The 15,273-nt window shown below is 38.7% G+C and carries 11 protein-coding genes and 1 pseudogene; all 12 read left to right on the forward strand.

The features are described from left to right. Window positions 1-10: 10 nt before the first annotated feature. The 12 genes and pseudogenes from JK629_RS07335 to JK629_RS07385 all read left to right on the forward strand — a co-directional run bounded on the left by JK629_RS07335 (window position 11) and on the right by JK629_RS07385 (window position 15,251). Window positions 11-493, forward strand: a complete 483-nt coding sequence (locus JK629_RS07335; RefSeq protein ID WP_154192138.1) for a DUF305 domain-containing protein — start codon at window positions 11-13, stop codon at window positions 491-493. Between the two features lie 69 nt (window positions 494-562). Further along, entirely contained in the window at window positions 563-2,365 is a 1,803-nt protein-coding gene (locus JK629_RS07340) for an efflux RND transporter periplasmic adaptor subunit (protein WP_154192136.1), read from the forward strand. A gap of 253 nt (window positions 2,366-2,618) precedes the next feature. Beyond that, window positions 2,619-3,185 carry a helix-turn-helix domain-containing protein gene (locus JK629_RS07345; RefSeq protein WP_154192134.1) on the forward strand — a complete coding sequence of 189 codons (567 nt, stop codon included), beginning with the start codon at window positions 2,619-2,621 and terminating at the stop codon, window positions 3,183-3,185. A 184-nt stretch (window positions 3,186-3,369) separates the two neighbouring features. Beyond that, window positions 3,370-3,765, forward strand: a complete 396-nt coding sequence (locus tag JK629_RS07350; RefSeq protein WP_225626184.1) for a hypothetical protein — start codon at window positions 3,370-3,372, stop codon at window positions 3,763-3,765. Window positions 3,766-3,857: 92 nt separating this feature from the next. Continuing rightward, complete coding sequence (locus tag JK629_RS07355; RefSeq protein ID WP_202337889.1) at window positions 3,858-8,273, forward strand: CusA/CzcA family heavy metal efflux RND transporter; 4,416 nt, start codon at window positions 3,858-3,860, stop codon at window positions 8,271-8,273. Window positions 8,274-8,291: 18 nt separating this feature from the next. Continuing rightward, on the forward strand, window positions 8,292-9,506 hold the full coding sequence (locus JK629_RS07360) for an efflux RND transporter periplasmic adaptor subunit (RefSeq protein WP_202337890.1): 1,215 nt from the start codon (window positions 8,292-8,294) through the stop codon (window positions 9,504-9,506). Between the two features lie 34 nt (window positions 9,507-9,540). Further along, the gene (locus tag JK629_RS07365) at window positions 9,541-9,879 is read left to right on the forward strand and encodes a P-II family nitrogen regulator (protein ID WP_202337891.1); all 339 of its coding nucleotides are present in this window, start codon (window positions 9,541-9,543) and stop codon (window positions 9,877-9,879) included. A 12-nt stretch (window positions 9,880-9,891) separates the two neighbouring features. Beyond that, window positions 9,892-10,308: a Fur family transcriptional regulator gene (locus JK629_RS07370; protein WP_202337892.1), complete on the forward strand. Its 417-nt coding sequence runs from the start codon at window positions 9,892-9,894 to the stop codon at window positions 10,306-10,308. Between the two features lie 53 nt (window positions 10,309-10,361). Then, entirely contained in the window at window positions 10,362-10,487 is a 126-nt protein-coding gene (locus JK629_RS15590) for a hypothetical protein (protein WP_262896522.1), read from the forward strand. Between the two features lie 12 nt (window positions 10,488-10,499). After that, window positions 10,500-10,718: pseudogene (locus JK629_RS07375) on the forward strand (STAS/SEC14 domain-containing protein); the annotation flags it as partial. Window positions 10,719-10,727: 9 nt separating this feature from the next. Beyond that, window positions 10,728-12,692, forward strand: coding sequence for a heavy metal translocating P-type ATPase (locus JK629_RS07380; protein ID WP_202337894.1), 1,965 nt, complete (start codon window positions 10,728-10,730; stop codon window positions 12,690-12,692). A 300-nt stretch (window positions 12,693-12,992) separates the two neighbouring features. Next, complete coding sequence (locus JK629_RS07385) at window positions 12,993-15,251, forward strand: heavy metal translocating P-type ATPase (RefSeq protein ID WP_154192111.1); 2,259 nt, start codon at window positions 12,993-12,995, stop codon at window positions 15,249-15,251. Window positions 15,252-15,273 lie beyond the last annotated feature (22 nt).

The raw sequence follows: 15,273 nt of genomic DNA on the forward strand, positions 1-15,273 counted from the left end.
ATCTAAAACAATGGAACATTCAAATCAGCACAAAAGCAAAGGCAATTACACAAAATTTATTTTGATGCTCGCCGCATCTTTTATCGCAATGTACATCACGATGTATCTGAACAGTTATGAAATAGACCACGTCTATTTCAGTCTAACCCGATTTTATATGGCCTGTTTGGGAATAGCCTGTATGGCCGTGATAATGTGGTTCTTTATGCGCAAAATGTACCAAAATAAGAAGAAGAACATCGCTGTCCTATTGGGTAGTTTGATACTTTTTGTTAGTGCATATGGCTTGGTAAGGGCTCAAGCACCCATTATTGGTGACGTTCTTTATATGAAGGCGATGATTCCACACCATTCTATTGCTATTTTAACGAGTAAAAGAGCAGACATCAAAGACCCTGAAGTACGTAAATTGGCAGATGATATCATTAAAGCACAAGAAAAAGAAATAGCTGAAATGAAAGCAATGATAAAGCGCTTGCAAGCGGCAGAATAATTATAATTACTAAAACCTAACAGGTCTTAAAAATCTGTTGGGTTTTACAAAGAATTAAGCAAATATATTATGAAAAAGTACATCATTTACATCGCCATTTTAATTATAGGATTGGTATTGGGCTACGTCTTTTTTGGCCGTTCCGTAGAAGGTTCAGCAAACACTAAAAACGTTTCTGATATGACCGAGAATTCTACATTGAAAAACCAAATGTGGACTTGTTCAATGCATCCACAGATTATGCAACCCGAACCAGGCGACTGCCCTATTTGTGGTATGGATTTGATTCCTGCGGAAACAGGCGCAGACGGACTGGCAATGAACGAAATAAAAATGTCCGATAACGCAATGGCATTGGCAAATATCCAAACCACCGTTGTTGGCAATGTTTCCGAGACTGACAATAACACTTTATCCCTTTCCGGAAAAATAATGGCCAACGAAGAAGCCAATGCGGTACAGGCAAGTTATTTTGAAGGCCGAATCGAAAAGCTGAATGTCAATTTCACGGGAGAGGAAGTTCGCAAAGGGCAATTGTTGGCAACTATTTATGCACCCACACTTGTTGCTGCGCAACAGGAGCTTTTAACAGCAGCATCTATGAAAGCATCGCAACCTGCTTTATACAAGGCGGTTCGCAATAAATTAAAATTATGGAAACTTTCAGAAAGCCAAATCAACCAAATTGAAAGCTCGGGAAAAGTGCGGGAAAATTTCCCCATTTATGCCACAGTTTCAGGTACGGTTTCCCAAAAAATGGCAGAGGAAGGCGACTACGTAAAGCAAGGACAACCCATCTTAAAAGTAAGCGATTTAGGAACGGTTTGGGCAATGTTCGATGCGTATGAAAACCAAATTTCCCAACTTAAGGAAGGTCAAAAAATAAAAGTGACCACCAATGCCTATCCCAATAAGGAATTTGAGGCAACGGTATCTTTTATAGACCCAACGTTGAATACAAAATCCAGAACCGTTGCAGTTCGTGCCACATTGAACAACAAAGAGGATTTGTTGAAACCCGGAATGTTCGTTTCAGCAAAAGTGCAGATGTCAAAAGGAACTTCTACCCAATCCCAGATAACCGTTCCGGCCACTGCTGTTTTATGGACGGGAAGCAGGTCTTTGGTGTATGTAAAAACAAATCCAAACGAACCTATTTTTGAAATGCGCCAAGTAACCTTGGGGACTAAAAACGGCAACGTGTACACCATTTTGGAAGGACTGAACAACGGCGAAGAGGTGGTAACCAACGGAACATTTACCGTGGATGCTGCTGCCCAGTTACAGGGCAAAAAAAGTATGATGAATACATCTGGCGGTAAAACAATGACAGGCCACGAAGGTCATTTGGGTATGCAAGAAGGCAGTACTGGAGAAAATGCAGATAAAGCCAATCATTCAGAAATGAAAGAAAGAATAACGGTTTCAGGCAAATTTCAAAATCAGTTAAAGCAGGTTTTTAAAGACTATATCCTCTTAAAGGACGCCTTGGTTAACGATAATGCCAAAAATGCTCAACAAGCAGGAAAGCAAATAAGCCAGTCTTTAACTAAAGTGGATATGAAGTTGTTATCTGATGAAAAAGCGCATAATCATTGGATGACTATTCAAATGGAGATAAAGGCCTCTGCTAATGCCATTGGTAACAGTTCCGAAATAGCAACACAAAGAGGACATTTCAAGCATCTTTCTGCCCATATGATAAGTAGTGTGCAGCTTTTTGGAGTTGACCAAGAAGTTTACATCGAGTTTTGCCCTATGGCCGATAATAATAAGGGCGCATATTGGATAAGTTTGGAAAAAGAGATAAGAAACCCATACTATGGAGAAGCAATGTTAACCTGTGGTGAAGTAACAGAAACCATACAATAGATTGAAATTATTATTAATTGAGTAGTTTGAATTAGTCATCTTGATTTTTTAAATGATAACGGTGATGAGTAAAAGCAGAAGAAATAAAAGAAAAAATGAAGGAATAAAACATCATCCCAAAAGTGATATATCAAAAAAAGACAAAATCATTGCTGTGGTTGTGATAGTATTAATTTTTATAGCAGCGGCATTACTAGCTGTTTATTACTCTCTATACAAATCCGGATTGACATTATTTTGATACAGATAAAATATGAATGAGACTATCCACATAAAAAATATGGTCTGCCCAAGATGTATTTCGGCAGTATCCAATATTTTGGAACTTCTTGAAATACAGTATGTTTCTATAAAATTGGGGGAGGTCAAATTACTTTCAACATTGAATGCCAAAACCAAAAATAATCTTTCCAAAGCTCTTCAAAATTCTGGCTTTAGTTTGATTGACGACCGTAAAAGTCAACTTATTGAGCAAATGAAAACTTTGGTTGTTGAGAAAATACATCATTCCAACGACGAAACCGATTTAAAATGGGCAGATATTATAAGTGGTGAACTTAATTTGGATTACAAATATTTAAGTTCCCTATTCTCATCAGTAGAAAGCATCACATTTGAGCAATATATCATCAACCAAAAAATTGAACGTGTAAAAGAACTCATAGTTTACGATGAATTAACCTTAAGTGAAATAGCTTTTCAACTACATTATAGTAGTGTTGCCTATTTAAGCAATCAGTTTAAGAAAATTACTGGGATGTCACCATCACAGTTTAAGAAATCGGTGGAAAAAAACCGAAAATACTTGGATGAGATTTGAGGATTCATAAGGGAATATAGTTGATAGTTGTAAAACGATTCTAAAACCAGACAAAGGAGCTTGTTGTATTTATTTTTACCAACAGAACAGGTTCTGGTCCTTCAATTCAAAAAACAATTGCTGACAACGTCTTAATACTTTGCACACCAATTGCATCTACAAATTCGTATATTTGTCAAACTTTATGAAAATATTCGTTTCCATATCAATGTCATTTCTGTTCCTTTTTCAAGGAATAGCGGCCAATATGGAAGTTTGTGAGCAGATTGAAGAAATATCACATTTTATCACTCATTACCAAGACCACAAACAAAATGAAGGATATTCTTTTTTTGAATATGTTTATGAAGATTATATAAATGATGATGGAAAACCTGACGACCATCATCAGGATTCAGACCACGATAACGAGCCTTTGCACACGAGCCATCAATGTTGCCAACATTTTGTCTTCTTTACACCTTTTCAGCCAACGTTAATCAATGAAGTTTCTTATGAGGCTCAAAATCAATTTAACTACTATACTTTCCAATTGAATTCCAGATATCTGGAATCCCTTTTTCAACCCCCACGAGTTTAATGAATACCTGCAAAAAGCAGGTCTTATAAATTAGTGTTGCCATTTCTCTAATGGTCAGCTTCATACTTTTTATAATTCATTAAACTTTTTCTATGATTAACAAAATCATTTCATTTTCCATTAATAACAAGTTTATTATTGGATTATTCATTGTGGCACTTGTAGGCACAGGGATTTGGTCTATGGCCACTATAAATCTGGGTTCTGTACCCGATATTACCAACAACCAAGTACAGGTAATTACCACTGCCCCCAATTTGGGAACGGAAGATATTGAGCAGTTTGTTACCTACCCTGTAGAATTGGCAATGGCCAATCTTCCAGATGTCATTGAACTGCGTTCGGTATCACGTTTTGGTCTTTCCGTGGTAACCATTGTCTTTAAGGATGAAGCTGGAACATATTTGCCACGGCAATTAGTTCAGGAAAAGCTTGCCGAGGTAAACGAGGAGATACCCGAAGGCTTCGGAAAACCCTTTATGGCACCCATTACTACAGGTCTGGGCGAAATATTTCAATACACCTTAAAAGTAAAAGATGGGTACGAAGATAAATATGATGCAATGGAGCTTCGTACCATCCAAGATTGGATTGTAAAGCGACAGATGGCATTAGTACCTGGAGTTGTAGAGGTCAACGCGTTTGGAGGTTTTGTAAAGCAGTACGAAGTCGCTTTAAATCCTGATAAACTTAAAAGTTTTGGCATTACAATGAACCAAGTCTTTGAGGCTTTAAAAATGAACAATGCCAACACAGGCGGTGCATATATAGAAAAAAACCACCAAGCCAATTTTATCCGTGGCGAAGGCTTGGCACGAAGTATTGAGGACTTGGAAAATACCGTTGTAACCTCACAAAATGGAAGTCCGGTTTTGGTAAGGGATGTCGCAGAAAAAGTGGGCTACGGAAGCCAAGTACGTTACGGTGCATTTACCCAAGACGGTCACGAATCAGTAGGTGGTCAAATCTTGATGCTGAAAGGACAAAGTCCCGGAAATGTTGTTGAAAATGTTGAAATTCGTATTAAGGAAATTCAAAAGTCCCTGCCCGAAGGTGTCTATATCGAGCCATTTTTAAGCAGAAGTGACCTCATTGACCGAACCACAAGCACGGTCGAGAAAAACTTAATTGAAGGTTCACTGATTGTGATTTTTGTTTTGGTGCTATTATTAGGAAGCTTCCGTGGCGGATTAATTACAGCTTCGGTAATCCCTTTATCCCTTCTCTTCGCATTTATTTTAATGAAACAATTTGGCGTATGGGCAAATTTAATGTCCTTGGGTGCAATCGACTTTGGAATTATCGTGGATGGAGCGGTAATCATTGTTGAAGGAATGGTGTTCCATATCCATCAACGGATGAAAAAAACCACAACTGCCATAGGTCAGGCGGAAATGGATGAAATTGCCTATGAATCTGCAAGTACGATGATGAATTCGGCATTTTTCGGACAGCTTATTATTCTTATCGTCTTTACACCGATTCTCTTTTTGACTGGCGTGGAAGGCAAAATGTTTCGTCCAATGGCTTTTACCTTCGGTTTTGCAGTTTTAGGAGCGATTATCCTTTGTCTTACGTATGTGCCAATGATTTCGACGATGTTCCTAAAGCCTGCAAAAAACCAAAACGGTTGGTTTGCAAAATTTGAAAATAGAATTGATAGGTTCAGCGATAGAATAATGTCAGGTTTGAACAGAGCGTATGTGCCATTGCTCAATTTTGCACTTCGTTTTAAGACTGTTGTCGTTATAGGCGCAGTTACCCTGCTATTAATTGCGGGATTTATCTTCAGCAATATGGGTGGCGAATTTATACCAAAATTTGATGAAGGCGATATAGCATTTCAAGCGTTAATTAAACCCGGCAGCAGTCTTACAGAGTCCATCGAAGCTTCAAAAAAACTTCAAAATTTAATCAATGAATTTCCAGAGGTAAAAACGGTAGTTTCAAGGATTGGTGTGGCTGAAATACCAACAGACCCGATGCCTATGGACATTGCGGATAGCTACATTATACTTGAAAAGAATAAAAGCAAATGGACTTCCGCCGATAGTAAAGAAGAACTCATAGAAAAAATACAGGAAAAAATTTCAGTTGTTCCCGGTGTAAATTTCGTGTTTACCCAACCCGTAGAACTTCGTTTTAATGAATTGCTTACAGGGGTTCGTGAGGACGTGGCAATCAAATTGTACGGAGAGGATTTGGAAGTGTTGGCAGACAAGGTACAGGAAATCGCTGCGGTCATTAGAACCGTACCCGGAGCGGCTGACCTTAATGTGGAAGCTACAAGCGGTTTACCTCAAATGACGGTGGAATACAATCGCGCAAAAATGGCCCAATATGGTGTAACAGTTGACAAGCTGAACGATTATGTAAGTGCCGCATTTGCGGGCGAAAAGGCAAGCGTCATTTTTGAAGGCGAAAAAAGGTTCGATGTGGTCATTCGGTTAGCAAAAGAATTTAGACAGGACATTAACAGCCTTAAAAACCTGTACATCGATTTGCCAAGTGGCGCACAAGTACCGCTTAACCAAGTGGCAGACATCAGTTATAAATCTGGTCCGATGCAAATTTCAAGGGATAACACGTCTCGTCGCATTTCGGTTGGCGTCAATGTCCGTGGGCGGGATGTCAAAACTATGGTCGAGGAAATTCAGCAGAAACTTGAAAAGGAAGTAGAATTGCCAGCAGGCTATTACGTAACCTATGGCGGCTCATTTGAGAATTTACAAAGGGCAACTGACCGTTTAATGATTGTAGTTCCCATTGCACTTGCCCTGATTTTTATATTGCTCTACTTCGCATTGAGCTCATTTTCGCAATCACTAATGATTTATATGGCAGTGCCTTTGGCCGCTATTGGTGGTGTATTTGCGCTTTGGATTAGGGGAATGCCATTCAGTATTTCGGCAGGCGTTGGTTTTATTGTGCTGTTCGGAGTTGCGGTTTTAAACGGACTTGTACTTATAAACAAATTTAATGAATTAAAAGAAAGTGGAATGACTAATTTAAAAGACAGAATTTACGAAGCTACCCACGAGCGTTTACGTCCAATTTTGCTGACGGCAACCGCAGCCATTATGGGCTTTATCCCGATGGCGGTTTCTACCTCGGGTGGTGCAGAAGTACAACGACCTTTGGCAACAGTGGTTATTGGTGGTTTGATTACGGCAACTTTTTTGACCCTTGTTGTGATTCCAGTATTGTACTATTGGCTGGAATCCCGAAAAGAAAAGAAAGAAAATGGTGGGGACGTAAGCTATATCAACAAAACAACAACAGTAGTTACCATATTGTTACTATTGGGCGGTGTAATTTCATCAGGTAGTGCTTTTGCACAGGATAAAAACATCGGAGATGAAACCCCTGTTACCATCACTTTGGATGATGCTATTGAAATGGCTAAACATAATTACCCATCCCTTAAAGAGAGCCAAGCTTTTATACAACGGGAGCAGGCAATGAAAGGCACCAGTTTTGACCTTGGCAGCACCCAAGTTTTTACTGGAAAGGAAGAATACGGAAATAATCTTCCGGGAATTCAAACAACCATCGGCGTACAGCAGGGAAATATTGATTTGCTTTCTGGTTTTTCAAAATCAAAGTTTTATAAAGAACGCATTGCTCTGGGCGAAAAATTCTATGTGCTAAATGAACAGCAATTGGTAAAAAATGTAATGCAGGCTTATGACCAGATAAACTATTACAAGGCACAATTGCATTTTGCGGAACAATTGGACAGTGTGTACGTCAATTTTAAAACGGCCGCACAATTGAGATACGATACGGGAGAAACGGGCAAATTGGAATTTATCGCTGCATCTTCCGAATACCAACAGATTCAAGTATTAAAACAACAGGCTTATGACGATATAGAGATTGCCAAGCGGGCTCTAAAACAATATTTGGGTATGGACAAAGCCATTGAGACTTCAACCGTTCCCTATGAACCGATGGAATTTATGACGGTGCTGGATTCTGTTTCAGTGGCGAACAATCCAATGTTACAATATTCCCAACAAAATGCCGAAGTGAGCAAAGCTAATGTAAGCGTTGAGAAATCGGAGTTTTTTCCCAAATTCAGTTTTTCCTATGGAAGACAGGTGGTGGACGATGTTTCCGGTTTCAATACCTATCAGGCAGGTATCAATATTCCACTTTGGTTTTTTCCGCAGAAAGCAAGGGTAAAGGCGGCCAAGGCAGATGCACTGGTAGCAGAAAGCCAATATTTGGAGCAAAAGGCAACTACCGAAAGCAAAGTTTCGCAACTGCTCAAATCCCTTGAAAAAACACAGAAGACATTGCGATATTATGAAGAAGGTGCATTGCTATTGGCAGAAGAACAGATAGCCACGGCACAATTGGCATCCAAGGAAGGCGAAATAGAATATATAAACTATATCACTATTCTCAACAGTGCCATCAAGATAAAGCAAAATCATTTGCAATACATCAACCAATATAACCAACAGGCCATTGAGGTACAATACCAATTGGGCAATCTATAATTAAAAATTCATCAAATTATGAAACACATAAAAATTTTCAGTTCAATAATGGCCATACTCTTATTGATGGCTTGCAATAATAAACCCGATAGCGAATCGGGTCACAGCGATGAACAAACCGCTGAACTTTCCGATGGCGAAGAAACAGGACACAAAGAGGAAGAAGGTGTAGTGGAAATTACCCAAGCACAAGCGGAAACGGTTGGACTCGAAATGAAACCTTTGGAACAAAAAAACTTGGGCAACACCATAAAAGTTACAGGACAGTTGGAGTTGTTTCCACAGGATAGAGCGAACATCAGTCCTTTTGTTGGTGGTAATGTCCGTTCCATCAATGTCATTGAGGGCGACAAAGTGAACAGAGGTCAGGTATTGGCTTATTTGGAGCATCCAGATATTATTACAATGCAACAGGAATTTCAGGAAAAGAACGATGAACTGGTCTTTTTGGAACAGGATTTTGAGCGTAAAAAAATCCTTTACGAGAAGGGTGTCTCATCAGGAAAGGAATTTCAACTGGCACAGTCCAAATTTCGTTCTACTATGTCCAGTGTCAATGGATTGCGTTCAAAATTGAAACTTTTGGGTATTAATACGGGCAAGGTTTTGGAAGGTCAAATATATTCGGCAGTACCTATTACGTCACCAATTAGTGGTTTTGTAGATGAAGTGATGGTCAGCCTTGGCGATTATGTCGCACCACAGACTAAAATGTTCACGGTGAGCGACAATACAGAAATCCACGCCGACTTTAAGGTTTATGAAAAGGACATTCATAAAGTCAAGGAAGGACAGGAAATATATTTTACAGTGGCATCCAAACCAGATGAACTTTTAAAGGCAAAAATACACGCCATTGGTAAAACTTTTGAAACAGACCCAAAAGCATTGCACGTCCACGCAGACGTACACAATGAGGATAAAGAACTGCTTCCCGGAATGTATGTGGAAGGTAGGATTGCACAGGATGAAAAAATGGTCTATGCAGTACCCGAAGAAGCTATCATCAAGGACGGCGAACAATCTTTTATTTTTATTTTGGATGAAGATGGCGAAAAAGAAAAGAACAAAATGAAGTTTAAAATGATTCCAATAAGCACAGGAATTACAGATTTGGGTTTTGTTGAAATAAATCTACCAGCCGATATGCCAAAAGAAGCTAAAGTGGTTACCAAGGGAGCATACACGCTATCGTCCGAAATGGTAAAAGGCGAACTGGAACACGACCATTAAAAAATTTGTAATTGTTGAACAAAATAATATTCAGATGAAAGAGATAAAAGCTTATGTTAAGCCGAACAGAATTCAGAAAGTTATTGAAGCCCTTGCTGATAGTGGCTTTCAAAGTATGACATTATCACAGGCAGAAGGCACTGGTGCATTTAAGGCAAAAGGGGCAAAACCTTCGCTCGATTTTCACGTAACCGACAGCCCTGTGGTAAAATTGGAGTTGGTCTGTCAAAATGAAGAGGCGCAAGATGCCATAGACTTAATCATTGCCAATGGCAAAACCAACGAACAGGGCGATGGTATTATCTATGTAATAGATATTGAGAATGCCTTTCAAATAAAAACGGGAGAATCCCTTAAAAAACAACAGCGTTAAAAATAGATAACAATGAATGAAGTTGAAAAATTTTTAGAGGGTAAAAAAGTTCGTCCTACCTCAATGCGCATACTTATATACAAGTATATGGCACAAAAAGAAATAGCGGTTGCACTTACAGATATAGAAAATGCTTTCACAAAATCAGATAGGACTACCTTGTACAGAACCCTTAAAACTTTTGAGGAAAACGGTATCGTACACCAAATTGATGATGGCACAGGAATTTCAAAATATGCCCTTTGCCAAAATGGTTGCAATTGCGAAATAGAACAGGATTTGCACCTCCATTTTCATTGCTCAAACTGCAACAAAACGGTTTGTTTAACGGAGCACAAAATCCCTCATATCAATTTACCGGAAGGATATTTGGCAGAGGATGTAAACCTCGTTGTTAAAGGAATATGCGAAAAATGTAGTGGCCAATAAATGCACTTCCATTGCACTAATTATTTCATTAAATTGATTAAAATTTAAAAATTATGATACAGTTAGTAAATACCACAAAAGACAATTTAGTTGCCACCATTTTGGAAGGCAAAATCTCTAAAACCGATGTGAAACTGATACATTCAAGAATTGACGAAATACTGAAAAACAATCAATAAGTTGATTTCTATTTTGAAATGAAAGACTTCCACGGCTATGACCTTGAAGGATTGTGGGCAGATATAAAAGTGGACGTTTCGCATCTTTCCGATTATGGGAGAATGGCATTTGTGGGAGAAAAAAAATGGCAGGAATGGGCTGCAAAAGTCACCGATTTCTTCACAAGCTCGGAAGTGAAATTCTTCGATTTAAAAGAAAAAGAAGAAGCAAAAAAATGGATTGGCCAATAAATTGAACTTATGAAAAAGCAAAAAAGAAACCTTCGGGATTTAGACCCAAAAGAACATATAGGAGAACACAGCCACGACGATGGCCACAATCATAGCAATCCGGAAAAACTCGGTAATTTCAGAACGTATTTACCTTCCATTTTCAGTTTTGTAATGCTGATTGCAGGAATTGCTTTTGATTATTTTGAAACCTTTCCACATTTTTCTGGTTGGATTCGCATTGTATGGTATGTTGTGGCATACCTGCCAGTTGGTTTTCCTGTAATAAAAGAAGGATGGAACAGTATCCTAAAAGGCGACTTCTTTACCGAATTTCTATTGATGTCAATTGCCACAATAGGGGCATTCGCCATTGGCGAATATCCTGAAGGTGTTGCCGTGATGCTATTTTATGCCGTGGGCGAATTGTTCCAAAGTGCCGCGGTTAAAAAAGCCAAGGGAAGCATCAAGGCATTACTGGATGTACGACCTAATGAAGCCTTGGTCTATAGGAACGACAATTATGTTTCTGTAAATCCCGAAACCGTTGCCATTGGCGAAAAAGTACAAGTCCGTGTGGGCGAAAAAATCCCTTTGGATGGTATTTTACTTTCTGAAAAAGGCTCGTTCAATACAGCGGCTTTAACGGGCGAAAGTAAACCCGATACCATTGCAAAAGGCGAAAAAGTATTTGCAGGAAGTATTAACCTTGATGGCGTAATTGAAATTGAAACCACCAAGGAATTTAAGGATAGTTCCATTGCCCGAATTCTCGATATGGTTCAAAACGCCACGGCACGTAAATCAAAAACCGAATTGTTCATCAGAAAATTTGCAAGAATCTATACACCTATTGTGGTATTCTTGGCGATTGGATTAACATTTTTGCCCTACTTTTTTGTGGATGATTATGTGTTTAACGATTGGTTATATAGAGCATTGATATTCTTGGTAATTTCCTGTCCGTGTGCCTTGGTTATCTCTATTCCGTTGGGTTATTTTGGTGGATTGGGAGCAGCTTCAAAAAATGGAATTCTCTTTAAGGGAGCATCCTATTTAGATGAAATGACAAGGATAACCACAGTGGTAATGGACAAAACCGGAACCGTAACCAAAGGTGTTTTCAAAATCAAGGAAATAAAAGCCATTGGTTGGGATGAACCCGAATTTATGAAATACCTGATGACGATGGAAGAACAATCCACTCATCCCATTGCCAAGGCAATTATGGAATATAAAGCCGATGGCGAAGATTTTCAAGCTTCCGAAGTAACTGAAATAGCAGGAAAAGGCTTAAAAGGAACAGTAAACGGCAAAACCGTATTGGTTGGGAATAAAGCATTGATGATTTCAAACAATATCGAAGTTCCATCTCAAACCGACAACATTGTAGAATCCATTGTGATGGTTTCTATTGAAAGCAAATTCGCTGGCTATGTCATCATTGCAGACGAATTGAAAGAAGATGCCCACGAAGCCATCAAACAAATTCGAGAATCGGGAATTTCCAAAATCATAATGCTTTCGGGCGACAAGGATTCTATAACCCAACAAGTCGCAAAAGAAATGGGCGTTGATTGGGCAAAAGGCGGATTATTGCCCGAAGCTAAATTAGCTGAAGTCGAAAAACTGATGTCCGAGACCGACAATAAAGTCGCCTTCATTGGCGATGGTATCAATGATGCACCAGTCTTGGCAGTAAGCGATGTTGGCATTGCAATGGGTGGCTTGGGAAGTGATGTGGCCATCGAGACAGCGGATGTCATTATTCAAACAGACCAACCAAGTAAAATAGCGAGAGCCATAAAAATAGGCTGTTCTACAAGACGTATTGTATATCAAAATATTGCGCTTGCTTTTGGAGTAAAAGCAGTGGTTTTGGTTTTGGGCGCAGGTGGTCTGGCAACGATGTGGGAAGCGGTTTTTGCCGATGTTGGTGTGGCTTTATTGGCAATATTGAATGCCGTTAGGTTGCAGAGGATGACGTGGAAGTAATCAAAAAGCGATGTATCAAAAGCAGAGAAATAAAATAAATAAGAAGGTCAGTAAATTATCAAATAACAATACCACAAAAAAAGATAAAATAATTTGGATTAGTATTATAATCATTGTTATCGTGTTAATCTGCTTTGTACTGTTCTTAAAATTCCTAAAGTACTTTATCTATATTTAGATGCAATGCTTTAGCAATAAATGAAACGAATTCAGCAAATTCTACAAATCATTCAGCATATAACGTAATACATTAAAGTCCTTTAATCCTGAAATTTGTACTGTACAAATAAGAATGCGATTATGGAAACTATCAACATATTTGAAACCAAAGAAAAGAACCATAAACAGGAAATAAAAGAATCATTCCCTGTTACAGGAATGACCTGCGCATCGTGTGCATCAAGCGTTGAATCTGTATTAAAACACACAGATGGCGTATTTGATGCAAGCGTCAATTTCGCTAATAGTTCTGTTCTTGTGGAATACGACAAAGAGTTGAGTCCTAATCAACTTCAAAATGCACTTCGCGAAGTGGGTTATGACATTATCATTGATGCGGAGAATCCTTCAGAAGTACAACAAGAATTACAGCAAAAACATTATCAAGACATAAAAAACCGTACTATCTGGTCGGCCATACTTACCCTTCCCATTTTTGTATTAGGAATGTTTTTTATGCAATGGGAACCAGGTAAGTGGATTTCTTTGGTGTTAACTTTTCCAATTCTTTTTTGGTTCGGTCGTAGCTTTTTCATCAATGCTTTCAAGCAAGCCAAACACGGTAAAGCAAATATGGATACCTTGGTAGCTTTGAGCACAGGAATCGCTTTTATCTTTAGTGTATTCAATACCTTTTTTCCAGAATTTTGGTTGAGTCGTGGTATTGAGCCTCACGTTTATTATGAAGCGGCTACGGTAATTATAACTTTTATTTCCTTGGGAAAATTGTTGGAGGAAAAGGCAAAATCAAATACTTCTTCGGCCATTAAAAAACTTATGGGATTACAACCCAAAACCCTTAAAATTATTGAGAATGGGGAAGAGAAGGAAATCCCTATTTCATCAGTACAGGTTGGTCAGACCATTTTGGTACGTCCCGGAGAAAAGATTCCAGTGGATGGCGAAGTTTCCAAGGGAAGCTCGTATGTAGATGAAAGTATGATTACGGGAGAACCTCTTCCAGTTCAGAAATCCCAAGGGGAAAAGGTCTTCGCTGGTACGGTTAATCAAAAAGGAAGCTTTCAATTTACCGCTGAAAAAGTTGGTGGAGAAACCTTGCTGTCGCAAATTATTAAAATGGTTCAGGAAGCTCAAGGAAGTAAGGCGCCAGTTCAAAAACTGGTCGATAAGATTGCCGGAATATTTGTTCCTGTCGTATTAGTTATTTCTATCATTACATTCATTGTCTGGATGTCAGTTGGAGGCGATAACGCATTTTCACAAGCCTTGTTGACCTCTGTAGCCGTGTTGGTTATCGCTTGTCCTTGTGCATTGGGCTTGGCAACACCTACCGCAATTATGGTGGGAATTGGTAAAGGCGCAGAAAATAATATCCTTATAAAGGATGCTGAAAGTTTAGAACTCGGTTATAAAGTGAATGCTATTATCCTTGATAAAACTGGTACTATTACCGAAGGAAAACCATTAGTAACTGATATCCTTTGGAAGGATAAACTTGAAAATAGCAATGAATACAAAAAAAATCTTTTGGCTATCGAGTCACAATCAGAACATCCTTTGGCAGGAGCGGTCGTTAATTATTTAAAAGAGAAAAATATTGAACAAGCTGAAATTGCTTCTTTTGAAAGTATTACAGGAAAAGGCGTAAAAGCTGAAACAGAAAACGGTTCACAATACTATGTTGGAAACCATAAATTAATGCTTGAGAAAAATATTCAAATCGACCATTCTTTAATGCAAACAGCAGAAAGTCTCGAAGAGCAGGCTAAAACGGTCATATTCTTTGGTAATGAAAAACAAGTGCTGGCGATACTCGCCATTGCAGACAAGATTAAGGAAACTTCAAAAAAGGCCATAGCAACGCTTCAAGAAAGAGGTATTGAGGTTTATATGCTTACAGGAGATAATAATAAAACCGCATCTGCTGTCGCAAAACAAGTAGGAATAACAAATTACCAAGGCGAAGTAATGCCTTCGGACAAAGCCGCTTTTGTTGAAAAATTGCAGGCGGACGGAAAGATAGTCGCAATGGTTGGCGATGGTATTAATGATTCCCAGGCTTTGGCGCAAGCCAATGTGAGTATTGCAATGGGAAAAGGTTCAGATATAGCGATGGACGTAGCAAAAATGACCTTGATAACATCAGATTTACAATCCATTCCCAAAGCGTTGGAACTATCGAAAAGAACCGTGTTGGGCATACGTCAGAATCTATTTTGGGCATTCATTTATAATCTCATTGGTATTCCAATTGCAGCAGGTGTTTTGTATCCCGTAAATGGATTTTTATTGGACCCAATGATTGCTGGAATGGCAATGGCTTTCAGTAGCGTATCTGTTGTCTTAAATAGTTTAAGACTTAAACGAGTAAAACTTTAATATTAATTATAAATTCAAATAA

The sequence above is a fragment of the Aequorivita iocasae genome (assembly GCF_016757735.1).
Taxonomy (GTDB): domain Bacteria; phylum Bacteroidota; class Bacteroidia; order Flavobacteriales; family Flavobacteriaceae; genus Aequorivita; species Aequorivita iocasae.

Bases quoted from the DNA above. Each gene is read 5' to 3' on its own strand.
- JK629_RS07335 (WP_154192138.1), top strand. From the start codon at position 11: ATGGAACATTCAAATCAGCACAAAAGCAAAGGCAATTACACAAAATTT.
- JK629_RS07340 (WP_154192136.1), top strand. From the start codon at position 563: ATGAAAAAGTACATCATTTACATCGCCATTTTAATTATAGGATTGGTA.
- JK629_RS07345 (WP_154192134.1), top strand. From the start codon at position 2,619: ATGAATGAGACTATCCACATAAAAAATATGGTCTGCCCAAGATGTATT.
- JK629_RS07350 (WP_225626184.1), top strand. From the start codon at position 3,370: ATGAAAATATTCGTTTCCATATCAATGTCATTTCTGTTCCTTTTTCAA.
- JK629_RS07355 (WP_202337889.1), top strand. From the start codon at position 3,858: ATGATTAACAAAATCATTTCATTTTCCATTAATAACAAGTTTATTATT.
- JK629_RS07360 (WP_202337890.1), top strand. From the start codon at position 8,292: ATGAAACACATAAAAATTTTCAGTTCAATAATGGCCATACTCTTATTG.
- JK629_RS07365 (WP_202337891.1), top strand. From the start codon at position 9,541: ATGAAAGAGATAAAAGCTTATGTTAAGCCGAACAGAATTCAGAAAGTT.
- JK629_RS07370 (WP_202337892.1), top strand. From the start codon at position 9,892: ATGAATGAAGTTGAAAAATTTTTAGAGGGTAAAAAAGTTCGTCCTACC.
- JK629_RS15590 (WP_262896522.1), top strand. From the start codon at position 10,362: ATGATACAGTTAGTAAATACCACAAAAGACAATTTAGTTGCCACCATT.
- JK629_RS07380 (WP_202337894.1), top strand. From the start codon at position 10,728: ATGAAAAAGCAAAAAAGAAACCTTCGGGATTTAGACCCAAAAGAACAT.
- JK629_RS07385 (WP_154192111.1), top strand. From the start codon at position 12,993: ATGGAAACTATCAACATATTTGAAACCAAAGAAAAGAACCATAAACAG.